The following is a 26,288-nucleotide window of genomic DNA, read 5'->3' as shown; positions in this document are numbered from 1 at the left end:
GCGACCTTACTGCATCTCAGGGCGCCGCAAGTGCCGTGCCCGCGAGTGCCGGGTTCGCGCTCAGGGTCGGGGTCTGCAGCGCACGCTGCGAGGGTGCACGCGGCACCCGCTTGAGCAGCTCGTTGACCCGCGGGCCGACGTAGCGGAAGGCGCCCTGCAGCGTCACCGGCGCACCGGGTGCCGCCGCGGCGCGGCCCGACAGCGCCTCCATCAAGGCGTAGGTGAAGGCGCCATGCTGCGGCGTGTTGCCCGAAGGATCAGGGGGGACCTCGTAGGAAAGCTGGTCGCCCTGCGACGCCGAGAGCACCGCGATCTGCGCCGCCGCGCTGCGCTTGGACAAGGCATACGGGTCGTTGCGCCCATCGGCGCTGCCCGAGTGGCAGGTGTCGAGCACCAGGATGCGCTTGCCGGGCACACGCTTGAGCAGCGCATGCAGCTCGGTACCGCTCATCAGGCTGGCGGCGGCACGCACGTCGAGCGGCTGGCCGGGTTTGGCGCTCGTCACCGCGAGCAGGTCTTGCTGCGACGAGTCCTTGGTGAGGAAGTAGTACTCGCCGGAGGCCGGGTCGGGCGTGAAGCCGTGCGAGGCCACGAAGACGAGCACGGTGTCGTCGGGGCTCACCTGCTCCAGCTCCTTGAGGCGCGAGACGAGGTTGGCCTTGGTCGGCTGGTCGGGCGCGTCTTCGGCCAGCAGCACGGTGCTCACGCTGCTGAAGAGCTTGCCAGTGTGGCGCGTGAGCACGGCCGCCAGCTCGCGCGCATCGCGCGTGGTGTTGGGCAGCTGGGTCACGCGCACCTTGCAATCGCCACGCGCCTCGCACGCCAGCACGCTGTCGAAGCGCGACACGCCGGTCAGCACCAGCCACAGCCGGCCCGGCCTGGCACGGGCTGCGGCGGGCGCTGCCAGCGGCGCCGATTCGTCCAGGCCCAGCGAACGCTCGGTCTCGGCCTCGACGCGGATGACCGAGCTTGCGCCGTTCAGCCGCGTGGTGACGGTGCGCGTGAGGCGCTGCGCATCGCCACTCGCCACCCGGCGCTCAGCCGGGCGCAGCACCGGCACGCCGTCGACATACACCCCGAGCTCCTGGATCGGCTGGCCGGTGGACTCGGCACTCAGCCGCACCGCCACCGTGCCCGGCTCGGCGCCCGCGGTGATGGCCTCGATGCTCACGCGCGGCGCGGCCATCTGCCGCAGCGTCTCGGCAAGCTGCTCGGCCGTGGCAATGGCCGAGAGCGTGGCCGGCCGCAGCGCCGCGCGCACGAGGTCGGGCCGGTAGAGCCGGCGTTCGAACTGCACCGCGCGGTGGAAGTCGGGGCTGCGGTCGTCACCCCGGTTGACGAGCCAGCCCACGTACTGGTCGCCCTGCGGCGACGATGCGTAGTAGCCGTCGGCACGCCAGGCCACCCAGTCGCTGCCGTTGTTGTGCACGAAGAGGCCCAGCAGCTCGCGGCCGCTGTCGACTGCGAACCAGCGCAGCGTGCCGTCGCCCAGGGCCACCACGGCCTTCTTGCCGTCGGCCGTGAGGAGCGTGTGGTACGCCGGGGCGCCGAGATACGGCGGGTTCTCCCAGCCCTTGAGCGGCCGCCCTTGCGCATCGACCAGGCGCAGGCGCCACTGCGTGCCGAAGGCGGCGATCGGCAGGGTGGCATGCACGGCCCAGCTGCGCACGCCCTCCTCGCGGTCGAGCGTCACCGGCTTGCCGTTGACGGTCGTCGGCTCGCGGTAGGCATAGAAGCCGGTGGCGGTGGCCACCTTCACCGCCCCGCTGCGCCGCGCGGGCTGCAGCGCGGCATCGTCGAGCCCGTCGGTAGAGAGCACGGCCTGCTGGTTCTGCGCGGCAAGGTTCACCCACAGTCGCGAGGCATCGCCGCGCGAGAGCACCAGCGACTGCCCGTCGGCCGACAGGCGCAGCGCGTTCGGGTCGCTGCGCTGCGCGTGGAAGTCGATGTTGTGCGGCAGGCGCTGCTGGGGCTGGCCGTCGCGGTCGATCACGATCTGCCCATCGGCCCCCACACGCGTGAGCGAGGGCACGGTCGTCGCAAACACGACCTGGCCCTGAGGCAGCGGCAGCATGTTGGCGATCTGCTGGCGCCCCACGTTCCAGCGCTCGAGCGCACCCGACCTCACGTCGCGCACCCGGTAGATGGGCGTCGGCCCGTCGCCTTCGACGTTGCCGTTGACGTACAGCGTGCCGCTGTCGGGCGACCAGGCGATGCAGCACAGCGATTGCTGGTCGGCGGCGTCGGGCTTCAAGGTGCGGCGCACGGTGAGCGTCGCGGCGTCCATCACCGTCACCTCGGGCTGCTGGCGGCCGCCGTCGGCCTTGTAGCGCACACCGAAGGCCAGCCACTTGCCATCGGGCGAGAAGCGGATGCCGCCGAGCTCGGAGCCGGTGCATTGCGGTTGCCCGGCGGCCACCGGCGGGTATTGCGCACGGAAGGCGAGCGCCATGTCTCGCGCATACACACGCACGCAGCCGTCTTCGGAGGTGGTGGCCATGCGCCCGTCGGCCGCGTGGTGCACGAAGGTCACGGGCGCGCCATAGGCCGCATCACCGCCGAGCGATGCGCCCGTCTCGGCATCGATCACCTGCAAGCCACCGCGCGCCAGGCCCACCGCGAGGCGCTTGCCATCGGGCGACAGGTCGAGCGAGACCACCACGTCGTTGTCGAAGCGGCCGAGCTTGCCGGTGATGCGCCCACGGTCGGCGTCGACCACGTAGACGTGCGAGGCCCTGCCCCACGCCCAGCCGGTGATGCCGGCCACGTAGGCCCGTTGCCCATCAGGGGCCACAGCCAGGCCGTAGGGTGTGCCTTCCATGCCCGCCTCGGCGGGCAAGGGCACGGTGCGCAGCAACTGCAGGTCGGCCATGCGCCAGATGCGCAGGGTCTTGTCGAGCGAGACGCTGAAGAGCCGGGTGTGCGCCGCGTCGCTGCGGATCTGGCCGAGCGGCGCGTTGTGCATCTCCTGCACCAGGCGCAGCTGCGGCGTGGTGCTCGGCGTGGCCGCAAACACAGCGCACGCGGCCAGCGCCGCGGCGAGGCCCAGCCACGCCTTGAGCGCCAGCGTCACTGCAGGTTTCACTTCGCCGGGCAGTCCCGCCCGGTGCCGCCGTCGGCCGAGGGCGTCTGCTGCACCACCCCAGGGGCGCACACTCCCGGCGCCGACGAGGTGGCCAGACGGTAGAGCCGCTTGAACACGTTGACCGCCGAACCGGGCACCGATTGCCCACGGCCCAGGTCGGCCTCGGCCGCCGGCCGCACGCTGAAGGCCAGCTCGGTGCTGCCGGGTTGGCCGGTCGCCTCGGGTGCGTTGGCGCCGCTGTTGGCCACGTCCTGCGTGCTGCGGTCTTCCACCGCCGGCAGCGGAGGCGCGGTGCCCGTGCCGGTCAGGCCGCCTGGGATGGTGGCGCCGGTCACGCCCTGCCCGCTCGTGCTGCCCACGCCGGTGCTGCCGGCCGTGCCATTGCCCACCGCGCCGAAACCGGCACCGACGCCCGCGAAGCCGACGGTGCTGTTGTTGAAGCCGGGAATGCCGCCGAGGCCCGGGATGGCCACGCCGGTGTTGGAGTCGAAGGTGCGGGTGCCGTTGGAGGTGTCGATCACGCTGTCGTAGACGAACACCCGCGTGCCCACGCGCGTGGTCGAACTCGCCGTCGACACCGAATCGGCCAGCACGTTGGTGACCTGGAAGGTGCGCGGCTCGCTGAGCGGGTTCAGCGGTTGCAGCGCGCCGAAGGGCGTGGGCTGCAGGAAGCGCGGCACCAGCAACTCGTAGTTCGGCGCAATGCTCGCGCCGCTCTGCAGTGCCGCCGTGGTGCTGCCGGTCGAGGTGAGGATGCCGCCCGACAAGGCCACGCCATCGGCCGTGCCGGGGCGGCTGAGCACCGGGCTGGAGAGGCGCACGATGGCGGTGGTGCCGAGGTCGCGCCAGCCGCTGGCCGACCACGCGCTCACCTGCGTGGCCCCGCCTGGGGCGCTGTTCGACAGCGACGACAGGTTGACGTTGGCCAGCGTCACCTGCTCCAGCCGGGCCAGCTCGGTGTTGCCGCTGGTTTCGATGCGGAAGGTGTGCGTGGCGGTGCCCGCGCCGTTGGGCAGCTGCACGACTTCGGTGACGAGCTGGTTGCCCGAGTCGCGGTAGGTGCGCACCGCCAGCGCCGGCACGGTGACCGAGAACACACCTTCGACCGGCACCGTCGAGGTGAGGTCGGGGATGACCAGCTGGTCCAGGCTCGCCCCATCGACCCGGAAGAAGTAGCTGCTGAAGTTGACGCTGTCGGCCATGCGGATGCTGGTGTTCCACACCTGGCTGCTGGCATCGCCGCTCTCGCGGAAGCTCAGCAGCTTGAGGCCGATGCCGCGCGTGGCGGCCACCACGCCTGCCTGCGTGGGCGCCGAGACGATGGGCGTCTGGTTGAGCGTGGTGAGCACCGGCGTCTCGCTGAGGCGCATCGGCGTTTGCGCGGTGTGGTTGGCCACGCCGGCGATGGTGGGCGTGGTGATGGCGATCTCGCGGCTGGCAGCCGTGCCGGTCGTGGGGGCGACCAGGGTGCCCACGTTGGCCGGGTCCTGGTAGTTCGCCACGTTGTTGGCGATCTCGATCTTGGCGATCTCCTGGGTGACGACCCTCAGGTTGCCCAGGCCGTCGGTCGCGGCCGGCACGCCGCGCACGCTGTCGATGGCGATGCCCTGGTTCGGGCCGGAGGCCACCACGCCCGCGAGGGTGACGTTGTGCACGGCCAGGTCGGAGGCATTGAGGCTCGCCAGCGTGGAGAGCACGCCCACCATCTGGTAGCTGCCATCGGGGTTGCGCACCCGCACGCCGGCGGTGTCGACCACGAAGCCCTGCGCATCGGTGCGCACCTGGTGCAGCGGCGGCGGGCTGCCGGGGCCGGCCTCGTACCACGACACGATGAAGTTGTTGACCGGCAGCTGCGCCATCTCGAGCGTGTTGTCGAAGAGGCCCAGCACACGGCCGCCGATGCGGATGCCGTAGCCAATCTTCAGGTCGTCGCTGCCGCCGCGCACGCCGTCGGCGCCCACGCTGTCGTAGCCGCGCGAGTAGACGCTGCTGCCGAGGTAGACCCCGTCGGTCGCGCCGGTGCCGGTGGAGGTGAGCACGATGTCGCCCTTGTTCACCGCGATCTCGTTGTTGCTGACGATGCGGCGGCCCGCCGTGACCGACAGGCCCGGCGTGGTGTCGGTCGCCGACGTGTTGCCATCCAGGTTCAGGCCGTTCAGTTCGACCGAGCCCTGAGCCGCACTGATGACGAGCCGGCCGACGTTGGGCCGGTACTGAGACAGGTAGCCACGGGCGTGGTCAACGTAGCCGGTGTTGAGCAGCACCGGGTTGCCGCCGAAGGTGCCGCTGGCATTGCCACCCAGGCCGCGCATGAGGGTCACGTTGCCGGTGGTCGAGGTGAGGTTGATGTCCTTGTAGGCAATCATTTCGCCCACTTCCACGTCGCCCAGCGCAGACACGTTGATGGCGGAGCGCACCACGTCGTTGCCAGCGTCGAGGGTTGCGTTGAGCGCTGGATCGTTGCTCGTGTTGCTCGCGAGCACCCGCACGGCGCCCAGGCTGGACCCGAGCGTGATCGTGCCGCTGTGCACCTGGATGTCGCCGTTCACCGTCACGCCCGTCTGCCCCAGGAGCGTCGCACCCGACGTGGCGCCCTCCACGCGGATGCCGCCGTTGCCGAGGGTCAGGCTGTTGCCGGTCGACTGGAGCAGGACGTTGCCCAGGCCATCGTCCCGCGTCGTCACGATGCCCGCACCGTTCTGCACGTTGACGGCTCCCGCGGCCACCACGCTCACCCGGCCGTTGCTGAAGAGCGAGTTGCGCACCGTCACCGCACCCGCCTGGCTTTCGATGCCGATGCCATTGGCCCCGGCGACCGCGCCCGCGACGTCGATGGCATCACGCGCCGTCAGGTTGACGGCCGTGGGTCTCGCCGTCGTCGCTGCACTGACCGTGCCGGGCTGCGCCGCAATCGCTTCACTGACGGTGATGCCACCCGCCGCGGCCACCAGGTCGATGTTGCCGGCGCCCAGCAGGGTGGCCGCGGTGATGCCGGCCTGCCCCTCGAGGCGCACGTTGCCGCCGGCCTGTACACGCAGCGGCACCCCTCCGGTGCCCACCTGTCCGGCCGTGGACGTGAGCGTCACGCTGCCGGTGCTGAGCAGCCCTCCTTGCGATGCGTTCGCGCCTTGCGAGGTGATGTTGCCGCTCGTCGACACGACGATGCCACCCGCGCCCGTGTTGGCGCCTGCCAGCGCCACGGCGCCTGCGGCGTTGATCGTGAGGCCACCGGCCGCGGAGTTGCTGGCACCCGCCACCGCCTGCCGCACCGTCACCCCACCGCCGGTCGACGTGAGCGTGGCCGCGCCGTTGCTCAGCACGGCACCAAGGTCGATGGCCTGGCCGGCCGTGACCGTTGCCGTGCCGGCCGCCACCACGCCGATGTTGCTGGCCGCGCTGCTGATCGTCGTGCCGGCGTTGACCTGCACGTTGCCCGCCGTGCTCTGGATCACGGCGCCCGCAAGACTCACTCCCGAGTTGACGCTGCGCACCGTGGCGTCGCCTTGCACGAGCGCTCCGTTCAGCGTCACGGCCCCGGCGCCTTGCACGTTGAGGCTCGCCACCGGCGCCGCCGCGCCGTTCGACGTGGCCGCCACGATCGCATTGCGCACCGTGACCGCGCCATTGGCGCTGCGGATGTCGACCGCACCGCCGCTGGCCACCTGCCCGAGGTCCACGCCTGCCCCGCCGCGCAGAGTCGCCGCGCCCGTGCCGGTGTAGAGCACCGTGCCATTGGCCTGGCTCAGCGTGCCGTTGGTCGCTGTGAGGTTCAGCGCGCCGTTGTTGAGCCCGATGCTCTGGTTGACCGCGAGGTTGTTGCCAGCCGTCAGCGTGAGCCCGCCGCCGGCCGTCCCGCCGCCGCCACTCACGAGCCCGTTGACCTCGGCGTCGACCGTCACGTTCTGGTCGGCCGAGAGGGTGACGCTGGTTCCGCGGGTGAGGAAGTAGCGCAGCTGGTCGGCCGAGACCTGCGAATCGCCGGAACTCGTGGCCGCGATGGTGAGGTTCAGCGGGTCGAGCAGCAGCGAGCCTTGCTGGCCGTTCGTGGCGAAGACGCCCACGTCGCCCTGGAAGCCGAGCGTGCCTTTGGAAGAGACCTCGACCTGGCCGGCGTTGCCGGCCGCGCTGCCGCCGTTGGCGTCGATGCGCCCGGCGAACTGCGTGTTCTTGTCGGACCACAGCACCACGGTGCCGCCATCACCTCGCGTGCCGCCGCTGGCGTCGAGGCTCGCGCCCTGCGCCACGTTCACCTGCTCGGCGTGCGCCAGCGGGCCGCGGCCCTGCCAGTCGCCGCCCACGGCGATGCTGCCCTCGCCGCCGGTGGCGGCGAGCGACGAGCCCGACTGCAGGTTCACCTCACGGCCCGTGACCTCGATGCGCCCGCCGCGGCCGTCGCCCGAGGTGTCGAGCGTGCCGCTCACGTTCACGCGGGTGTTGGCATCGCCATGCAGCGAGATGAGGCCGGGCGCGCTGGTGAACGAGGTGGCGCGCAACGTGCCGCTCAGGTTGATGAGGTTGTCGACGAGCTGCTTGACGGTCGCCACGCTCAGCTGCACCCGCCCGCCGTCGGCCACGATCTGGCCACTGTGGTCGACACACGCGGCCAGGGGCTGGCCATTCGCGTCGGTCAGCGCGTTCATCGCGGCCGGGTCGACCACGAGGTTGACGAGCTTGTCGCCATAGAGGTCGAGCACGAAGGCATCGCCACCGGCGAGCGCCACCTTGCCGAGGCGCGCGGTGATCACACCACTGTTGGCGACCTGGCGCCCCACCAGCGCCGCAAAGCCACCTTCGGCCACGGTGATGCGGCCCTGGTTCTCGACCGTTGCGCCCGGCTTGCCGGCTTCGTTGAACTGGAGCCGGCCGGCCATGAAGTCGGCGTTGCTCAGGTTGGACGTAGTCGCCGTGAGGGCCCCCACGTCGACCTGCGCCGTGCGGCCGAAGAGGATGCCGTTGGGGTTGATCAGCAGCACCTGCCCGTTGGCGGTGATGCGCCCGAAGATGGCCGACGGGTCGTTGCCCACCACGCGGTTGAGAATGGCCGCGCTGGCGTTGGGCTGCACGAAGTTGACCGTCTCGTTGGCGCCCACGTTGAAGCTGCGCCAGTCGATGGCCGCACGCTGCGAAGCCTGCGTGATGGTGGTGAGCGCACCGTTCTGCTGGATCGCCGCCTGCCCGGCCGTCACCGAGCCGCCTTGCGGCGCGGCTTGGGCGAGCGGCATCGCCAGCAGCGTGCTGGCGCCGAAGATGAGCGAGATCTCGCGCGACAAGGCGCGCAGGCGGAATGACGTGGGAGCGTGTTGCTTCATGTCCTGGTCCCTCAGAAATCGATGCCGAGGCCGGCGAAGACGCGGGCCTTGCGGTTGCCTTCGCTGGCGACGTCCTTGCGGCCGGGCTTGCCCACTTCGAGGTAGCCGCGGGTCCGCGCGGGGCCGCTCAGGCGCACGCCCAGGCCGGTCGACGACAGCGAGGTGGAGAGGTAGGAGCCGTCGGCCTGCCGGCGCTGCACCTTGCCGCTCTCGGCGTACACATAGAGCGTCGACGCGACGCGTGTGCCGCCGAGGTCGTAGCGCAGCTCGAGCTTGGCCGCGGAGCCTTTCTCGCCGATGACTTCCGACGGGTCGAAGGCGCGCAGGAAGGTCTCGCCGCCCAGGCCCAGCTGCTCGGCGGTGGGCAGCTTGTCGCCCGAGCCCTGCGCGGTGCCGGCGAGCAGGGCCGACCAGTTGCCGGTGATGCTCTGCAGGCGCGCCGCGTAGACGGTCCACTTGCTGAACTGCGGGTTGGCGGAGCCGACGGGCAGCTCGCTTTGTTTGTCGGCCCCGAGGCTCGACAGGCCCTTGGACCATTCCACGTCGAGCAGCGAGATGCCGCCCCAGCCATCGGCCACGTCGCCGGTCAGGCCGAGCCGCATCGCGCGGATGTGGTCTTCGCTCGCGATGGTGCCGGCCACCTCGGAACTGTTGTCATAACCGGCCAGCGTGGCGCGCGCCGAGAGGTTGGCCTGGCGGCTGCGCAGCAGGGCCTGGCTCAGGCCCAGCGAGAGGTTGTCGCTGCGGGTGTCGATGTTGCTGAGCGCCACGTCGGTGTCGGGCTGGGAGCGCGAGGCCGAGAGGCCCAGGTTGAACTTGAGGCCGTTGCGGCCCAGAGGCATGTCAGTCGCATACGCGAGCATGTTGAGCCGGTCGTCGCCCGAGCCCACCCAGCGCAGGTTGTGGCGGTCGAAGTCACCCAGCACGCCGCGCACTTCGCCCGAGGCTTCCAGCCGCAGGCGGCCTTGCGACGGCGCGCTGCGGTTGTGTGCCGAAAACGCGAACTCGCTGCGCTTCTGGCTGGCCACGAGTTCGAGGTCCGACGCGTTCGGCGTGGCGCTGGCCTTCAGGTTGGCTTGAGACGACACGCCCGGCAGCTCGCCGATGAGCAGCAGGCTGCGCTCCAGCGTGGCGAGCTGCAGCGGCCGGTCGAGCTTCACCCGCTCGAGGTAGGGCGCGAGCTTCCCGGGCGGCAGGCCGGTCACGTTGACCTGGCCGATGAAGCCCTCGACGACCTGGATGCGCAGCACGGCCACGCCGAGGGTGCGGATGTCTTGCGGCGGGATGATCGCCTGCGACAGGATGTAGCCCGCCGCGCGGTAGCGTGCCGAGATGGCGGCGGCGATGCCGAAGGCATCGGCCAGCGTGATGGGCTTGCCCACGAGGGGCGCCCACGCCGGCGACAGCGCCTGCGTCGACAGCGCGGTGTTGCCGTCGACCTGCACTTCGCCGAGGAGGAAGCGCACGTCTTGCGCGCCCGGCGGCACCTGCTCGGCGAAGCGCGGCGCGTCGATGCGCACGCTGTCGCGCCGCACCGGCTCGGGTGGCTGGCGTGTGTCTCGCTCCACGCGGCCCGGTTGCACGGCGCCTGCCTGCGCCCACGCGCCGCCCGAGGCGGCCCACAGCGCTGCCAGCATGCACGGCAGCGACACCCAACGTTGATGACCCAAGGCGAACCCCCAGAATTGCGCCGAGATGTTGCGCGAGGCGCCCCGCACCGACATCCCGCATTCGAAGGACAGGTGACTTCCGTCATACCCCCTGGGTGTTGCCGCGGTGCAGCAGCGGCGCGGATGGTGTAGCGTTGCCGCCGCATCACCCGCCTGCCTTTCGTCTCTCCATGTCTTCGTTCCGCAACGGCCTGCTGCTGTGCACCATCGCGATGCTGCTGGCCCCTGGTGCCCAGGCTCAATCCAATTCGTGTGAGCTGCTGAAGCAGACGCTGGCCTCGCGCATCCCGCCCGAGATCAAGGGCTATGCGATGGACGACGTGCCAGCCAGAACGCCGGTGCCTTCGGGCGGCAAGGTGATCGGCACCTGTGAAGGCGGTGCGCGCAAGGTGATCTACCGGCGCTTCGGTGGCCCGCCGCTGGTGGCCGACGGCGCCACGTCCACCACGCCCGCGGCGGCCTCGGCGCCAGCACCGGTGGCGGTGCAGCCCAAGGAAGCGCCCAAGCCCAAGCCTGAGCCCGTTGTGCCGCCGAAACCCATGCCACCGCCCGTCGCGTCGGCGCCTGCGGCCCCGGTGCCCAAGCCCGCCCCCGTAACGGCCACGCCCAAGCCGGCGCCTGCGCCCGCCTCCATGCCGGCGCCCGCGGTGCGCCCCGCACCGGTGGCCTCGGCCCCTGCCCCCGTGGTGACGCCCGTCAAACCGAGCGTCGCCGAGGCACCAGCCGCCCCCCTCGTGACCCGCACTGCGCCGACGCTGCAGCCCGTCGAGCCGGCCGCCATGCCCTTGTCACCCGCCCCCGCTGCAGACGACGGTGAGCCCGGCTTCTTCAGCGCCTACGGCACCTGGTTGTGGCTACTGCTGGCGCTGCCGCTGGTCGCCTGGCTGTGGGCCTGGGTCTCGCACCGCATGGCCTACGACGAGGCCGGCCTGCCGCGCGGCCCGCGCCTGTGAGTCGCAGACAATCGCCGCCTTTGCATCCAGATTTCACACGCGATGAGCGACGAGACCAAGCCCACCCTGCCCGACCATCTTTCGTGCGACCCGCGCAGCCCACATCACGTGGCCGCGGTCTTTGAGCACCCGATCGGCATCCGCCTCAACGGCAAGGAGCGCCACGACGTCGAGGAATACTGCATCAGCGAAGGCTGGGTGAAGGTGCCCGCCGGCAAGACGCTCGACCGCAAGGGCCAGCCCCTGATGATCAAGCTCAAGGGCACGGTCGAGGCGTACTACCGCTGAGCCGGTCTCAGCGCGGCGGCACCCTCGCCGCCGCCGCCGAATCGAGCGCACCTTCGCCGCGCGCGATGGCCGCGTCGTACATCGCGGCCACGCCCGGCATCACGTAGAGCGGGAAGCCGCCCCGCTCGGCTTCTTCGAGCATGAGGCGCACGTCCTTGCGCGCCATCGTCACCTCGAACGACGGCTTCGTCACATCACCCGACTCGATGCGCGCGGCACGCGCCGGCAGCATCGCGCCCGGGTTGAAATTCTTGAAGAGCGAGAACGCCTCGCCGGTGGAAATGCCGCAGGCGGCGGCGAGCCGGTTCACGTCGCCGAGCACGCCCATGATGCCGATCAGCGTGAGGTTGCCGAAGAGCTTGAACGCGGCGGCCCGCTCGGGCGCCTCGCCGAGGTACATCACGTTGCCGGTCATCTTTTGCAGGTCGGGCAACAGCGTGTCGTGATGGGCCTTGTCGCCCGAGATGAGCATGAGGCCGGTGCCTTCGTGCGCGTTCGACGGCGCCATGAACACCGGCGCGTGCACGAAGGTGATGCCGCGGGCTTTCCAGCGCGCCGCGCGCTCGGCGGTGGGCGTGGGGGCGGTGGTGGTGTGGTCGACGATCCAGGTGTGCTTCGCGATGCGCCCGGCCAGCGGCTCCAGCACTGCGTCGACCGAGGCGTCATCCGCCAGCGAGAGGTGGATGCGGCTGGCACCGTCGAGCGCGGCGGCGGCCTCGTCGAAGGCCCTGATGCCGGCGCGCTCGAGTGCGCGCGCCTTGGCGGCGCTGCGGTTCCAGATCTGCACCTCGTGGCCATTGGCCTGCAGGCGGTCAATGAAGCCGGCGCCCATCAGCCCGGTTCCGAAAAAAGCGATCTTCATGGTGTGTTCCTTCAGTGGGTGTGAGACCAGCCGGCCATCAGGCGGTCGGCCTGCCGCATAAGGGCATCGGCATCGGCGTCGTAGCGGAAGGCCGAGAGAAAGTCGTCGAGCCGGTAGCCCGGCTGCACACGCTGGATGGCGGCGGCCATCTCGAGCGCCTGCTCGCGGCGCCCGGCCAGGGCGAGGCAGTGCTTGGCGATGCTCATGATGTGCACGTGCGCGTTGGGGCGCGCCGCGGCCTTCATCGCCCAATCGGCCGCTTCGTCGTAGCGGCCGAGCCGCAGCAAGGCCATCGCGCGAGTGCCCAGCATGGCGAAGAGCAGCGGGTCGAAGGGGCTCAGGTCGCGCGCATGGTCGGTGGCCTCGATGGCAAGTTGCGCGTCGCCCGACTGCGAGTGCACGAAGGCCCGCGTGTAGTGGCCGTGCGCGAAGTTCGGGCTCAGGTCGACGCAGGTGTCGAGCTCTGCGATCGACTCGTCGAGCCGCCCGCGCAGCCAGTGCGCCCGTCCGAGCGCCCAGCGTGCAGCGGGGTCGAGGTCGTCCGCCATCAGGCCTTGCGAGGCGATGCGGTAGGCCTGCTCCTCGGCCTGCGGGCGGTCGGCCCAGCCGAGGAAGGCATCCTGGAAATGGGTGAACGACAGGCCGGCATAGGGCCGCGCGAAGCTCGGGTCGAGCTGCACCGCGGTCTGGAAGAAATGGCGCGCCTGCTCGTTGTCTTCGCGGTTGAACCGCATCATGTGCCAGAGGCCCCGGTGGTGCGCTTCCCAGGCGTCGAGCGAGTTGGGTGACTTGAGGATGGCGCGGTTGCGCTCGGCCACTTCGATCTGGCCCGACAGCGAGGCCACGATGCGGTCGCCGATCTCGTCGAGCACGCCGAAGGTGTCGCCGAGGCGGCCCTGGAAGGTGTCGGCCCACAGCACGCGCGCGGTGCGCGTTTCGCTCAGCTGCACCGAGACCGTCAAGCGCCCGCCCGGCTCCACGCGCAGCGAGCCACCGGCCACGTAGTCGACATTGAGGCGGCGCGCCGCGTCTTCGGCGCCGATGTGCCGCTCGTCGAGCGCGAACACGGTGCCTTGCGCGATGACGAACATGCTGCGCAGCTTCGACAGGCGCGTGATGATGTCGTGCGCCAGCCCATCGCCCAGCCCGCCACGGGCGCTCACGCCGCGCGAGCGGTCGCTGAAGGGCATGACCGCGAGCGACGCGCGGCGTGCGCGTGCAGGCGACGCCGATGACGCTTCGGGCTCGGGTTTGGCGACGTCGACGGTGACGACCGTGACCACCCCGGGCGCGCCGCTGTGGCGCTGCTTCGCGGCGCGCCACGCGTGGCCGATGGCGCCCCAGTCCTGACCTTCGGCTTCGTATTGGCGCGCCACCACCGCGAGGTGTTCGTCGCCTTCGCGCAGCCGGCCACTCGCCGCGAGTGCGTTCAAGAGACCTTCGTGGGCCCGGCCGTCGAAGGGCGCGAGCCGCAGCCAGGCTTCGAAGGTGGGCACGGTGTCATCGGCCCCGGGCGGCAGCGACAAGGCCAGCCGCTCCAGCACCGCGGCGTGCGCCGCACGGAAGCGGCGCCGCTGCGCGGTGAGCCATGCCGTGTAGCCGGCACTGCGCGGGATGTCGAGGCCTTCGAGGAAGTCGCCGCGGAACCCGCGCGACCAGGCACGCAGTGCATCGGCCCCGAGGGTGGCCACGCCGCCCTGCAGCGCGTGCACCAGCCGGGCTGCGTCGACGTCGACACCCGAGAGGTCGAGCCGCAGGCTCTCGCCTTCGGCCAGCACGCGAGGCCGGCCGTCGTCGTCGAGCACGCCGCGCAGCTTGCTCAGGCACCAGCGCAACTCGCCACGCGGATCGTTGGGCAGGTCCCAGAGCAGCTCGCACAAGTGGTGGCGCGACACCGCATGGCCGGCCAGCGCCAGGTAGGCCAGCAGCGCCCGCACCTTGCGCGACGAGGGCATCGCGAGCGGGCTGCCGGCGCGGCTGAGCACCAGCGGGCCGAGCAGCTCAAGCCGCAGGCCGTTGGACTCGTCAGCTGCCGCCACGTCGGTTTCCACGCCAGTTCCCACGCTCATTTCCACGCTGGTTTCAACGCCCCGCCCGGACAGTTTCGTTCACGGTTGCAGCCACGAACAACACGCGGCGGCCGAGCCCTTCAACAGAAACCTTTGGAGCCCCTGTCATGAATGCATTTTCCACCGCCACCGCGGACGCCCCCGACTTCACCGCCATCAAGACCCGCCAGCAGGCCGCCTGGTCGTCGGGCGACTATGCCGTGGTCGGCACGACCCTGCAGATCGTGGGCGAGTCGCTGTGCGAAGCGCTCGACCTGCGCTCGGGCCAGCGCGTGCTCGACGTGGCCGCCGGCAACGGCAACGCCACGCTCGCCGCTGCACGCCGCTGGGCCGAGGTGACCTCGACCGACTACGTGCCCTCGCTGCTGGAGCGCGGCCGGGCCCGCGCCATCGCCGAAGGCTTCCCGGAGATCGACTTCCGCGAAGCCGACGTCGAGGCCCTGCCCTTCGACGACGCGAGCTTCGACGTGGTCGTCTCGACCTTTGGCTGCATGTTCGCGCCCAACCACGTGCGCACCGCGAGCGAGATGCTGCGCGTGTGCCGCCCGGGCGGCAAGATCGGCATGGCCAACTGGACGCCCGAGAGCTTCATCGGCGAGATGTTCAAGGTGCTGGGCAAGCACGTGGCACCGCCCGCTGGCGTGAAGTCGCCGGCGCTGTGGGGCTCGCGGCCTCACCTGGCCGAGCTCTTCGAGACGCAGGGGCTGGTGCGCGCCGAATCGCGCCAGTTCATGTTCCGCTACCGCTCGCCCGAGCATTTCCTGCACGTCTTCAAAAGCTGGTACGGCCCGGTGCACAAGGCTTTTGCCGCACTCGACGTGACCCGGCAGGCGGTGCTCGCCGACGACCTGCTCTCGCTCATCGCCCGCTTCAACCGCGCCGACGACGGAACGATGGTCGTGCCGAGCGAATACCTGCAGGTCGTGATCAGCCGCTTCTGATCCGCCTCCCCCATCCACCAACGCAAGAGACAACCAAATGAACCATCGCCACTTCATGGCCGGCGCCTGCCTGGGCGCCCTGGCCGGCCTGAGCGCCCCCTCGCAGGCCGACGTCATCACCGACTGGAACATCGTCGCCGGCGAGGCCATCGTCAACGCCAAGCTCGGCACGCCCCCGGCCAACCGCGTGATCGCCATCGTGCAGACCGCCGTGTACGACGCCGTGAACGGCGCTGGCCAGAACGCGAGCGTCGACGCGGCCGTGGCCTCCGCCAACCGCGTGACGCTCGCGAAACTGCTGCCTTCACAAGAGGCTGCCATCGGCGCCGCCTACCAGGCGGCGCTGGCCAAGCTGGCCGACGGCCCCGCCAAGGCGGCCGGCATCGCCGTGGGCGAGAAGGCCGCCGCCGCCGTGCTCGCGCGCCGCCTCGACGACGGCGCCGCCACACCCGAGCGCTACCGCCCGCTCACCGTGGCCGGCACCTACGTGCCCACCGCCGCCGTGGCCGCGCCGCAGTGGGTGCAGCGCAAGCCCTGGAACCTCGCGAGCCCGGCGCAGTTCCGGCCCGGCCCGCCGCCCGCGCTCACGAGCGCACAGTGGGCCCGTGACTACGAGGAGGTGCGCGTCCTCGGCGCCAAGACCAGCTCGAAGCGCAGCGCCGAGCAGACCGACGTCGCCCGCTTCTGGGACTACTCCCTGCCGCCGATCTACCACGCCGTGCTGCGCTCGGTGGCCACCCAACCGAACCGCACCGTGGCGCAGAACGCCCGCCTCTTCGCCACCGCCGCGCAGGCGATGGACGACGGCCTGATCGCCGGCCTGGAAGCCAAGTACCACTACAACTTCTGGCGACCCGTCACCGCCATCCGCAACGGCGACCAGGACGGCCACGACGGCACGCCGATGGAAGCCGGCTGGGCCTCGCTGATCGACGCCCCGCTGCACCCCGAGTACCCGAGCACGCACTCGATCCTGGCCGGCGCCATGGCGAGCATCCTGCAGGCCGAGGCCGGCACGGGCGGCCTGCCGGTGCTGAGCACCACGAGCCCCACGCTCGGTGGCGCCACGCGCAAGTGGAAGACGGTCGACGACTTCACCCGCGAGGTGGCGGTGTCGCGCATCTGGGGCGGCATCCACTTCCGCACCGCCACCGAGGTGGGCCTGGTGATGGGCCGGCAGATCGGCGCCCAGGCGGTGGCGCAGTTCGCGCTGGCCCCGGCGGGTGACGCGAAGCTGGTCGAGCGCGTGGCGGCGCGGGGCGTGCAGGTCTACGAATGCCGGGCCGACAAGGCCGCGGCCAACGGCGCGCAGTGGGTGTTCGTCGCCCCCCAGGCCGAGCTCTTCGACGGCCAGGGCAAGCCGAGCGGCACCCACTACGCCGGCCCGCACTGGGAGGCCGCCGACGGCAGCAAGATCGTCGGCAAGGTCGAAGCGCGGGCCGAAGCCCCCGAGGGCGGCGCGATCCCGTGGCTGCTGCTGTCGGCTCGCTCGGTGGGTGGCAGCGGGCGCTATGCGTCGGTGACGAGCGTGCAGCGCGTCAACACGGTGGGTGGCCTCGCGCCATCGCAACGCTGCGACAAGAGCGTGCTCGGCAAGGTCGACAAGGTGCCGTACACGGCGGACTACCTGCTGTACACGTCCTGATTCCCACACCCTCTCGGTTCGAAGGCCGCACGCCCAGGCGTCGCGGCCTTTGTCGTTGGCGCACCGAAAACGTCGCCTTGACGCATTAAGACGACTGGTCATATTATTCGGCCCCATGCCGCGCACAGCCGACCCGACCGACATCCCCAAGCGCCTGCTCGACGCCGGGCGCGACCTCTTCCTCCAGCAGGGCTACAACGCCACCGGCATCCAGCAGATCACCGACACGGCGGGCGTGCCCAAAGGCTCGTTCTACAACCACTTCAGCAGCAAAGAGGCCTTCGCCACCGCGGTGGCCGAGCGCTACGCCGCCTTCATGCAGCTGTCGTGGGCGCGCATGCTGGCCACCGCCCCCTCCGAGCCCATGGCGACCATCCACCATGTGTTCGCCCAGATGACGAGCTACCACGAGCGTCACGCCGACTGCCCCTCGGGCTGCCTCATCGGCAACTTCGCCTCCGAGATCGCGCTCGTCAGCGAAAGCTGCCGCGAGACGCTGCTGGCCGCGCAACTGGGCTGGCGCGAGCGGCTGGCTGGGCTGATCCGCGCGGCGCAGGCCGAAGGCGTGGTCCGCCGCGACATCGACGCCACCGAACTCTCCGCCCTCACCTGGGCCGCCTGGCAAGGCGCGCTGCTGCGCGTGAAGGTCGAGCGCTCGGTGCAGCCCCTGCGCGATACCGTCGCCCTCTTGCTCGACCGCTTCTATCCGAGTCCTTCCTCCCACTGACCCCACCATGACCGCCAACTCCGCAGACGACCCCCTGTTCCAGCCGATCCAACTCGGCGACATCACCCTGGCCAACCGCATGGCGATGGCCCCGCTCACGCGAAACCGCGCCGCCGCCGGCAACGTGCCGGGGCCGCTGGCCGTCGAGTACTACACCCAGCGTGCGAGCGTGGGCCTCGTGATCGCCGAAGCCACGCAGGTGTCGGCCCAGGCCCAGGGCTATGACGCGACGCCCGGGCTGCACACGCCCGAGCAGATCGCCGGCTGGAAGAAGGTGACCGATGCCGTGCACGCCAAGGGCGGCAAGATCTTCGTGCAGCTGTGGCACACCGGCCGTGTCTCGCACACGCGCTTCCAGCCGGGGCAGCAGGCGCCCGTGGCGCCGTCGGCCCTGAAGGCCACGGCGGCCCGTACCTACGTGATCGGCCAGGGCTTCGTCGAGACCTCGGAGCCGCGCGCACTCGCCACCGAGGAGATCGCCGGTGTGGTGAACGACTTCCGCACCGCCGCCGCCAACGCCATCCAGGCCGGCTTCGACGGCATCGAGCTGCACGCCGCCCACGGCTACCTGATCGACGCCTTCCTGCGCAGCGGCTCCAACCAGCGCACCGACCGCTACGGCGGCTCGATCGAGAACCGCGCCCGCTTCCTGCTCGAGATCGCCGCGGCGGTGATCGGCGAGATCGGCGCCAAGCGGGTGGGCGTGCGCCTATCGCCGGTGTCGCCGGTCAACGATTCGGTCGAGCCCGATCCGCAGCCGCTCTTCGAGCACGTGGTGCGCGAGCTGGAGAAGCTGCACCCGGTCTACATCCACGTGGTCGAGGGCCACACCGGCGGCCCGCGCGACAACCGGCCCTTCGACTACGAGGCGCTGCGCAAGCTCTACTCGGGCATCTGGATGGTCAACAACGGCTACACAAAAGAGATGGCCGTCGAGGCAATCAAGAGCGGGCGCGCCGACATGGTCTCGTTCGGTCGCAAGATCATCGTCAACCCCGACCTCGTGCGCCGCTTCCGCGAAAACGCGCCGTTGAACGCACCCGACAAGGCCGCACCGCTCTACGGCGGCGAAGGCGCCTTCGGCTACACCCACTACCCCTCGCTCGACGAGGTGAACGCATGAGACTCAAGGACAAGATCGCCCTCGTGACGGGCGGCGGCGGCGGCATCGGCCGTGCCACCGCACTGGCGTACCAGCGCGAAGGCGCAAAGGTGGCCGTGGCCGACCTCAATGGCGAGGCGGCGCGTGCCGTCGCCGCCGAGATCGAAGCGGCGGGTGGTGAAGCCATCGCGATCACCGTCGACGTGACGAAGTCGGCAGAGGTCGAGGCGATGGTGAAGCAGGTCGTGACGCGCTTCGGCCGGCTCGACGTCGCCTTCAACAACGCCGGCATCGACATCGAGCACCTGCCGCTGCACAAGGCGACCGAAGAAGAGTTCGACAAGCTGGTGGCGGTCAACATCAAGGGCGTGTGGCTGTGCATGAAGCACGAGATCACGCAGATGCTGGAGCAAGGCTCGGGCGGCGCAATCGTCAACACCTCGTCGGTGGGGGGTGTGATCGGTGCGGCGCGGCAGCCGGTCTACGGCGCGACCAAGCATGCGGTGCTCGGCCTCACCCGTGCGGCCGGCGTGGAGTACGCCCGCAAGGGCATCCGTGTCAACGCGGTGTGCCCCGGCATCATCGACACCGAGATGACCGAGCGCGCCATCGCCCGCGAGCCCAAGCGGGCGCCCTACATCGAGCAGGCACACCCGATCGGCCGTCTCGGGCAGGCCGAGGAGATCGCGCGTGCGGCGGTGTTCCTGAGTTCGGAGGATGCGTCGTTCGTGGTCGGCCACCCGCTGCTGGTGGACGGCGGCATGACCGCCCGCTGAAGCAGCACAGGCGCTTCTCGCCGAAGGGCCGGGAAATCTCGGGCCTGCACGGCCCGAAGGCGCGAGCTAGGATGGCCTCAACCCGTCCCAGCTCCCGCCCCTCATGGACAGCCTCGACCTGCAAGTCCTCACCCAGGCCCGCCAGTGGCACGCCGATGGCCACCCGGTGCGCCTGGTCACCGTGATCGAGACCTGGGGCTCGGCCCCGCGCCCGCCCGGCGCGCTGCTGGCCATGCGCGGGGATGGCCTCGTGGTCGGCTCGGTCTCGGGCGGCTGCGTGGAAGACGACCTCATCGAGCGCGTGCGTGCCGGCGAGGCAATGGACAAGCCCTCGCTCGTGACCTACGGCGTCACCAAGGAAGAGGCCGCACGCTTCGGCCTGCCTTGCGGCGGCAACCTGCGCCTGGTGCAGGAGCCGCTCGCCGACGTCGCCTGGATCGACGAGGTGCTGGCCCGCACCGCGCGGCACGAGCTGGTCGCGCGCCGGCTCGACCTCGCCACCGGGGAGGTGACGGTGGAAGCCGCGACCCGCGGCGACACCTTCGCCTTCGACGGCCAGGTGATGCGCGCCCTCTTCGGCCCGCGCTGGCGCATGCTCATCATCGGCGCCGGGCAGCTCTCGCGCGTGCTCGCGCAGATGGCGCTCGCGCTCGACTTCGAGATCATCTGCTGCGACCCGCGCGAGGAATACCACCTCACCTGGGACGTGCCCGGCACCACCTTCAGCACCACGATGCCCGACGATCTGGTGCAGGAGTTGCAACTCGACCCGCACAGTGCCGTGGTCGCCGTCACGCACGACCCCAAGCTCGACGACCTCGCGCTGCTCGAAGCACTCAAGTCACCCGCCTTCTACGTGGGCGCACTCGGCTCGCGCGGCAACACCGCCAAGCGCAAGGAACGCCTCGCGCTCTTCGACTTGTCGGCCGAAGAGATCGGCCGGCTGCACGGCCCGATCGGGCTCGATCTCGGGGGGCGCACACCGGCGGAGATTGCCGTGTCCATCCTCGCCGAGATCGTCGCGGTGAGGCATGGCGTGGCGCTCTCGCAGAAAAAGCCCGTGCTGCACGACGCGCCGGCCTGTGATTCGCGCCCTGCATGATCCCGTGGCTGCGCCACCCTCTCGACCCGCTCCCTGACACGCGGCTCGCCCTGCCCGCCGGCTCCGAAGCGCCCGGCCTGCTGGCAGCAGGAGGCGAGCTCACCACGGCACGCCTGACCGAGGCCTACAGCAAGGGCGTGTTTCCCTGGTACAGCGAGGGCCAGCCCATCCTGTGGTGGTCGCCCGACCCGCGCATGGTGCTGTTCACGAGCGAGTTCAAGGTCTCGCGCTCGCTGCGCAAGACGCTGCGCCATTTCATCCTCGATCACCCACGCTGCGAGGTGCGCATCGACAGCGCCTTCCGCCGCGTGATCACCGCCTGCGCGTCGACACCGCGCGACGGCCAGGCCGGCACCTGGATCCTGCCGGAGATGATCGATGCCTACTGCGGCTGGCATGCGCAGGGCGCGGTGCACAGCTTCGAGACCTGGGTCGACGGGCAGCTGGTCGGCGGGCTCTATGGCATCAACCTCGGGCGCATGTTCTACGGCGAGTCGATGTTCTCGCACCGCACCGATGCCTCGAAGATCGCCACCGCCGCGATGGTGGCGTTCTGTCGCGCACACCACATCGACCTCATCGACTGCCAGCAGCGCACGCGGCACCTTGCTTCCTTGGGCGCGCGCGAAATTTCCCGCACCGAGTTCGAGGCCGCGATCACCCCACGGGTAAGGGAACCGGCTATAAAGGACTGGACCTATCATCCTGCGATGTGGGCCGAGCTGAATCTCGATGGCGCGGCCTCTGAGGAACCCGGCACGTGACCCACCCGAAAGAGCTCCCGCTCTCGTCGATCCAGTTCTACGCCACCGCGCCTTACCCGTGCAGCTACATCGCGGGTCGCATGGCGCGCTCGCAGGTCGCCACCCCCAGCCACCTCATCCACGCCGACGCGTATTCAGGCCTCGTCGCCAACGGCTTCCGCCGCAGCGGCATGTTCACCTACCGGCCGTTCTGCGACGGCTGCCGCGCGTGTGTGCCACTGCGCATCCCGGTCAAGACTTTCGAAGCCACGCGCAGCCAGCGCCGCGCGTGGAAGCAGCACAGCAACCTGCAGGCCCGCGTGCTGCGCCTGTGCTTCGTGCCCGAGCACTACCAGCTCTACCTTCGCTACCAGGCCGGGCGCCACAGCGGCGGCGGCATGGACAACGATTCCGTCGACCAGTACACCCAGTTCCTGCTGCAAAGCCGCGTGAACTCGCGCCTGGTCGAGTTCCGCGAGCCGCCCGCGGCCGACGGCACGCTGGGCGCGTTGAAGATGATCTCGATCCTCGACATCCTCAACGACGGGCTGTCGGCGGTCTACACCTTCTACGAGCCCGAGCCGCGCACCAGCTACGGCACCTACAACGTGATGTGGCAGATCGAGCAGACGCGCCTGCTCAAGCTCAAGCACGTGTACCTCGGCTACTGGATCAACGACAGCGACAAGATGGCCTACAAGGCCCAGTTCAGGCCGCACGAGGTGCTGGTGAACGAGCGCTGGGTGCCCGCTCAGGGCTGAGCGCGGCGCGGCAGCATCCGCACGCCGCAGAAGAAGAAGCCACCCTCTTCCACCGCCAGCCCTTCCGCTCGGGCCGCTGCCAGCACGACCGCGGGGTCGTTGACCGCGACATGCACCGCCGCCAGCCGCTCTGGCGTGCCCGGCAGGAAACGCACACCGCCCAGGTCGAAACGCAGCACGGTCGCATCGTCCTCGTCGACACCGATGGGCACGTCGATGAGGCGCGCCCAGTGCACAGCCAGGCCGTTCACGTCGGGCGTTTCAACGTCGACCCACGGGATGCCGGCCACGCGGTCGAGCCGCTGGTGCTCGTGCCAATGCGGGCCCGCGGGCCAGTAGGCACCGTCGAGGCGCTCATTGCCGTCGCTGCGGTCGAATTCGAGCATGGTGGCGCGGGCGTCGCGCGGGTGGAGCTGGATGCCGCGGAAGCCGGGCACGCTCATCGTGTGCGCGATGCGCACGCCGAGCGATTCGACCAACGATTGCCGGCGCTCCGGGTCGTGCGTGTCGAAGATGGCCATGTAGCCACCGCGCCCGCCGCTGCGTTCGAGAAAGCGCCCAGCGGCCGTGCCGTCGCGCGTGGGCGCCACGATTTCGAGGAACTGGTGGCCGAAGACGAAGAGCGCGTTCACGAGGCCGTACTTCGCCACGGCCTCGTCGCGATGGCACACGTCGACACCGAAGATTCGCTGCACCTGCGCCACGGCAGTTTCGAGTTGCGGCGTCACGAGGCAGATCTGTCGGAGTCTCAACATGGGCTGGCAGCATAGGGCGGGGCCGCTCTGTGGACAATACGCGGCTGACCTCAGCGCCCGCCCCGCATGAACACCGCCACCCTGGCCTCCGACCTGGCCCACCACACGCCGATGATGCAGCAGTACCTGCGCATCAAGGCCGAGCACCCCGACACGCTGGTGTTCTACCGGATGGGCGACTTCTACGAGCTCTTCTACGACGACGCGCGCCGGGCCAACAAGCTGCTTGACATCACGCTCACCCAGCGTGGCCAGAGCGGTGGTGAGCCGGTGGTGATGGCCGGCGTGCCGGTGCATGCGGTCGAAAGCTACCTCGCCAAGCTGATCAAGCTGGGCGAAGCGGTGGCGATTGCCGAGCAGGTGGGCGATGTGGCCACGGCCAAGGGGCCGGTGGAACGCAAGGTGGTGCGGGTGGTGACGCCGGGCACCGTCACCGACACGGAGCTGCTGGCCGACAAGCGCGATGCGCTGCTGATGGCGCTGTCGCAGCAAACCAAGCGCGGCGTGGTGAGTTATGGCCTCGCGTGGCTGGGCGTCTCGAACGGCCAGCTGGGCATCACCGAGTGCAATGAACGAGAACTCGCCGGCTGGCTGTCGCGGCTCAACGCGGCCGAGGTGCTGGTGGCGCGCGACCAGGTGCCCGCCGCCCTCACCGCCTCGCGCATCGCCATCACCCATCGGCCCGACTGGCAGTTCGACGCCACGCTCGGCATGCGCAAGCTCTGCGAGCAGCTGCGCGTGGCGAGCCTTGCCGGCTACAACGCGCAAGACCTCGCCTGTGCCCACGCCGCCGCAGCAGCGCTGCTGAGCTACGCCGAACACACGCAAGGCCAGGCGCTCGCCCACGTGCGCACGCTCACCGTCGAACGCGCGAGCGACCTGCTCGACCTGCCGCCCACCACCCACCGCAACCTCGAACTCACGCAGACGCTGCGCGGCGACGATGCCCCCACGCTACTCTCGCTGCTCGACACCTGCCGCACCGGCATGGGCAGCCGCGCGCTGCGCCACTGGCTCACGCACCCGCTGCGCGAGCGGCAGGTGGCGATGCAGCGGCACGACGCGATCGAGGTGCTGATCCAGCGCTCGCCAGACGCGCTTCGCGAGGCCCTGCGCCACGTGAGCGACGTCGAGCGCATCACCGCACGCATCGCGCTGCGCCAGGTGCGCCCGCGCGAGCTGACCGGCCTGCGCGCCACGCTGCAAGGGCTGCCGGCGCTGCGCTCGCTCGTGCCGCAAGGCCAGTCGCTGCTGCTCAACATGCTGGCCGAGGCCATGAGCCCGCCACCCGGGATCGAATCGCTGCTACGCGCGGCCATCGCCGACGAGCCCGCCGTGCTGCTGCGCGACGGCGGCGTCATCGCCCCCGGCTACGACAAGGACCTCGATGAACTTCGCGGCATCAGCCAGAACTGCGACGCCTACCTGCTCGACCTGGAAGCGCGCGAGCGCACCCGCACCGGCATCGCCAACCTGCGCGTGCAATACAACAAGGTGCACGGCTTCTACATCGAGGTGACGCAAGGCCAGGCGAGCAAGGTGCCGATGGACTACCAGCGGCGCCAGACGCTCAAGAACGCCGAGCGCTTCATCACGCCTGAGTTGAAGGCCTTCGAAGACAAGGCGCTCTCGGCGCAAGACCGCTCGCTCGCGCGCGAGAAGATGCTCTACGAGGCGGTGATCGACCAGCTGCAAGCCCACCTCGAAGAACTCGGCGGCCTGGCCCGCGCGCTCGCCAGCCTCGACGCGCTGGCGGCCCTGGCCGAACGCGCGAGCACGCTCAACTGGTGCCGCCCGCAGTTCGTGCGCGAGCCCTGCATCGACATCACCGCCGGCCGCCACCCGGTCGTCGAAGCGCGCCTCGCGGAAACCGGTGGCGGCAACTTCATGGCCAACGACTGCCGGCTTGACGCCGCCCGCAAGATGCTCGTCATCACCGGCCCCAACATGGGCGGCAAAAGCACCTTCATGCGCCAGGTCGCGTTGATCGTGCTGCTGGCGGCCATCGGCTCCTACGTGCCGGCCACCGAGTGCCGGCTCGGGCCCATCGACGCGATCCACACCCGCATCGGCGCGGCCGACGACCTGGCGAATGCGCAATCGACCTTCATGCTCGAGATGACGGAGGCCGCCGCCATCGTGCACAGCGCCACCGAGCAGTCGCTGGTGCTGATGGACGAGATCGGTCGCGGCACGTCGACCTTCGACGGTCTCGCTCTGGCCGGCGCCATCGCGAGCCAGCTGCATGAGCGCAATCGCTCGTTCACCCTCTTCGCGACGCACTACTTCGAGCTGACCGAGTTCCCCGTCAAGCACGAGCGGGCGCTCAACGTTCACGTGTCGGCCGCCGAGAGCGGCGACGACATCGTCTTCCTGCACGACATCCAACCCGGCCCGGCCAGCCGCAGCTACGGCGTGCAGGTCGCGCGCCTGGCCGGCATGCCCACGGTGCTGGTGCGGCAGGCCCGCGCCGCGCTGGAAGCGCTCGAAGCCCAGCAAAAGGCGAGCGACGCCCAGATCGATCTCTTCGCAGCCCCAGCCGCCCCGGTAGAAATCGAGGCTTCGGCCGTGGACAAGGCCTTGGCCGCGATCAATCCCGATATGCTGTCGCCGAAGGAAGCGCTGGACGCGCTCTACCGCCTGAAGTCTCTCCAAGAAAGCAGCAAGACATGACGTACTGCGTAGGCATCAAGCTCGATGCCGGCCTGGTCTTCCTCTCCGACTCGCGCACCAACGCGGGCCTCGATGCGATCAGCACCTTCCGCAAGATGATGGTCTACGAGAAGCCGGGCGACCGCTTCATGGTGCTGCTCTCGGCCGGCAACCTGTCGATCTCTCAATCGGTGCGCGAGATCCTGCAGGTGGAAAAACTCGACAACGGGCCCGACGAGCCACCACTCACCATCTGGAACGCGAAAAGCATGTTTGACGCCGTGCGTGTGCTCGGCAGCGCCGTGCGCCGCGTCTATGACCAGGACGGCCCCTCTCTCAAGCAAGCCGGCATCGACTTCAACGCCTCGATGATCTTCGGCGGCCAGATCGCCGGCGAGGCAATGCGGCTCTTCCTCGTCTACTCGGCCGGCAACTTCATCGAAGCCACGCGCGAGACCTGCTTCTTCCAGGTGGGCGAATCGAAATACGGCAAGCCGGTGCTCGACCGCATGATCACGCCGCACACCCCGCTCGACGAAGCCGCCAAGTGCGCGCTGGTGTCGATGGATTCGACGCTCAAGTCCAACCTCTCGGTGGGCCTGCCGCTCGACCTGCTGGTCTACGAAGCCGATCGGCTGCAGAGCGAGCAGATGGTCTGCATCGACGAGCACAACCCCTACTTCCACATGATCCGCAACACCTGGGGCCAGAAGCTGCGCCAGGTGTTCGAGTCGATCGAAGACCCGCACTGGGAAAGCGGCAGCACCACCGCCTACCCGCTGGTGGTGCGCTCGGGCCGATTCGAGCCCATGCGCAAGATCACCAACGCCAGCGAGAAGATCATCTGA

Annotated in this window: 18 protein-coding genes; 12 read left to right on the top strand and 6 right to left on the bottom strand. The window is 70.2% G+C overall.

Annotated elements, in window-relative coordinates; genetic code table 11:
* Positions 1 to 16 precede the first annotated feature (16 nt).
* The 3 genes from KF892_01050 to KF892_01040 are packed head-to-tail and all read right to left on the bottom strand — an operon-like array spanning position 17 to position 10,064.
* Positions 17 to 3,085 carry a caspase family protein gene (locus KF892_01050; GenBank protein ID MBX3623571.1) on the bottom strand — a complete coding sequence of 1,023 codons (3,069 nt, stop codon included), beginning with the start codon at positions 3,083 to 3,085 and terminating at the stop codon, positions 17 to 19.
* Positions 3,082 to 8,394, bottom strand: a complete 5,313-nt coding sequence (locus KF892_01045; GenBank protein MBX3623570.1) for a filamentous hemagglutinin N-terminal domain-containing protein — start codon at positions 8,392 to 8,394, stop codon at positions 3,082 to 3,084. The genes KF892_01050 and KF892_01045 overlap by 4 nt, the downstream gene beginning before the upstream one ends.
* Positions 8,395 to 8,405: 11 nt before the next feature.
* Positions 8,406 to 10,064, bottom strand: a complete 1,659-nt coding sequence (locus KF892_01040; GenBank protein ID MBX3623569.1) for a ShlB/FhaC/HecB family hemolysin secretion/activation protein — start codon at positions 10,062 to 10,064, stop codon at positions 8,406 to 8,408.
* Positions 10,065 to 10,234: 170 nt separating this feature from the next.
* Between KF892_01040 and KF892_01035 the strand changes: the two genes are divergently transcribed.
* A complete protein-coding gene (locus KF892_01035) occupies positions 10,235 to 11,017 on the top strand; it encodes a DUF1161 domain-containing protein (protein MBX3623568.1) in 783 nt (260 codons plus the stop codon).
* 42 nt (positions 11,018 to 11,059) lie between these two features.
* The gene (locus tag KF892_01030; protein MBX3623567.1) at positions 11,060 to 11,305 is read left to right on the top strand and encodes a DUF3297 family protein; all 246 of its coding nucleotides are present in this window, start codon (positions 11,060 to 11,062) and stop codon (positions 11,303 to 11,305) included.
* A 7-nt stretch (positions 11,306 to 11,312) separates the two neighbouring features.
* On the opposite strand, the gene KF892_01025 is transcribed toward KF892_01030, so the two are convergent.
* Positions 11,313 to 12,167 carry an NAD(P)-dependent oxidoreductase gene (locus tag KF892_01025; GenBank protein ID MBX3623566.1) on the bottom strand — a complete coding sequence of 285 codons (855 nt, stop codon included), beginning with the start codon at positions 12,165 to 12,167 and terminating at the stop codon, positions 11,313 to 11,315.
* A gap of 11 nt (positions 12,168 to 12,178) precedes the next feature.
* Positions 12,179 to 14,236 (bottom strand): transcriptional regulator, encoded by a 2,058-nt coding sequence (locus KF892_01020; protein MBX3623565.1) that lies wholly within the window; start codon positions 14,234 to 14,236, stop codon positions 12,179 to 12,181.
* A gap of 107 nt (positions 14,237 to 14,343) precedes the next feature.
* On the opposite strand from KF892_01020, the gene KF892_01015 reads away from it, so the two are divergent.
* The 8 genes from KF892_01015 (at position 14,344) to KF892_00980 (ending at position 22,033) form a co-directional block, all read left to right on the top strand.
* Positions 14,344 to 15,177 carry a methyltransferase domain-containing protein gene (locus KF892_01015; protein MBX3623564.1) on the top strand — a complete coding sequence of 278 codons (834 nt, stop codon included), beginning with the start codon at positions 14,344 to 14,346 and terminating at the stop codon, positions 15,175 to 15,177.
* Positions 15,178 to 15,214: 37 nt separating this feature from the next.
* Positions 15,215 to 16,822 carry a DUF3455 domain-containing protein gene (locus KF892_01010; protein MBX3623563.1) on the top strand — a complete coding sequence of 536 codons (1,608 nt, stop codon included), beginning with the start codon at positions 15,215 to 15,217 and terminating at the stop codon, positions 16,820 to 16,822.
* Positions 16,823 to 16,937: 115 nt separating this feature from the next.
* Positions 16,938 to 17,549 carry a TetR family transcriptional regulator C-terminal domain-containing protein gene (locus KF892_01005; GenBank protein ID MBX3623562.1) on the top strand — a complete coding sequence of 204 codons (612 nt, stop codon included), beginning with the start codon at positions 16,938 to 16,940 and terminating at the stop codon, positions 17,547 to 17,549.
* 7 nt (positions 17,550 to 17,556) lie between these two features.
* On the top strand, positions 17,557 to 18,672 hold the full coding sequence (locus KF892_01000) for an alkene reductase (GenBank protein ID MBX3623561.1): 1,116 nt from the start codon (positions 17,557 to 17,559) through the stop codon (positions 18,670 to 18,672).
* Complete coding sequence (locus KF892_00995) at positions 18,669 to 19,427, top strand: SDR family oxidoreductase (protein ID MBX3623560.1); 759 nt, start codon at positions 18,669 to 18,671, stop codon at positions 19,425 to 19,427. Before KF892_01000 ends, KF892_00995 begins: the two co-directional genes overlap by 4 nt.
* 103 nt (positions 19,428 to 19,530) lie before the next feature.
* The gene (locus tag KF892_00990) at positions 19,531 to 20,529 is read left to right on the top strand and encodes an XdhC family protein (GenBank protein ID MBX3623559.1); all 999 of its coding nucleotides are present in this window, start codon (positions 19,531 to 19,533) and stop codon (positions 20,527 to 20,529) included.
* Complete coding sequence (gene aat / locus KF892_00985) at positions 20,526 to 21,293, top strand: leucyl/phenylalanyl-tRNA--protein transferase (GenBank protein MBX3623558.1); 768 nt, start codon at positions 20,526 to 20,528, stop codon at positions 21,291 to 21,293. The genes KF892_00990 and aat overlap by 4 nt, the downstream gene beginning before the upstream one ends.
* A complete protein-coding gene (locus KF892_00980; GenBank protein ID MBX3623557.1) occupies positions 21,290 to 22,033 on the top strand; it encodes an arginyltransferase in 744 nt (247 codons plus the stop codon). Before aat ends, KF892_00980 begins: the two co-directional genes overlap by 4 nt.
* On the opposite strand, the gene KF892_00975 is transcribed toward KF892_00980, so the two are convergent.
* Positions 22,024 to 22,788, bottom strand: a complete 765-nt coding sequence (locus KF892_00975) for a VOC family protein (GenBank protein MBX3623556.1) — start codon at positions 22,786 to 22,788, stop codon at positions 22,024 to 22,026. The two genes, KF892_00980 and KF892_00975, sit on opposite strands and share 10 nt — an antisense overlap.
* 111 nt (positions 22,789 to 22,899) lie before the next feature.
* Between KF892_00975 and mutS the strand changes: the two genes are divergently transcribed.
* Positions 22,900 to 25,461 carry a DNA mismatch repair protein MutS gene (mutS, locus tag KF892_00970; GenBank protein ID MBX3623555.1) on the top strand — a complete coding sequence of 854 codons (2,562 nt, stop codon included), beginning with the start codon at positions 22,900 to 22,902 and terminating at the stop codon, positions 25,459 to 25,461.
* Positions 25,458 to 26,288, top strand: a complete 831-nt coding sequence (locus KF892_00965) for a proteasome-type protease (protein MBX3623554.1) — start codon at positions 25,458 to 25,460, stop codon at positions 26,286 to 26,288. Before mutS ends, KF892_00965 begins: the two co-directional genes overlap by 4 nt.

The sequence above is a fragment of the Rhizobacter sp. genome, assembly GCA_019635355.1.
GTDB lineage: Bacteria > Pseudomonadota > Gammaproteobacteria > Burkholderiales > Burkholderiaceae_C > Rhizobacter.
Note: the sequence above shows the minus strand (reverse complement) of the source record. Positions and strands in the feature narration are given on the sequence as shown.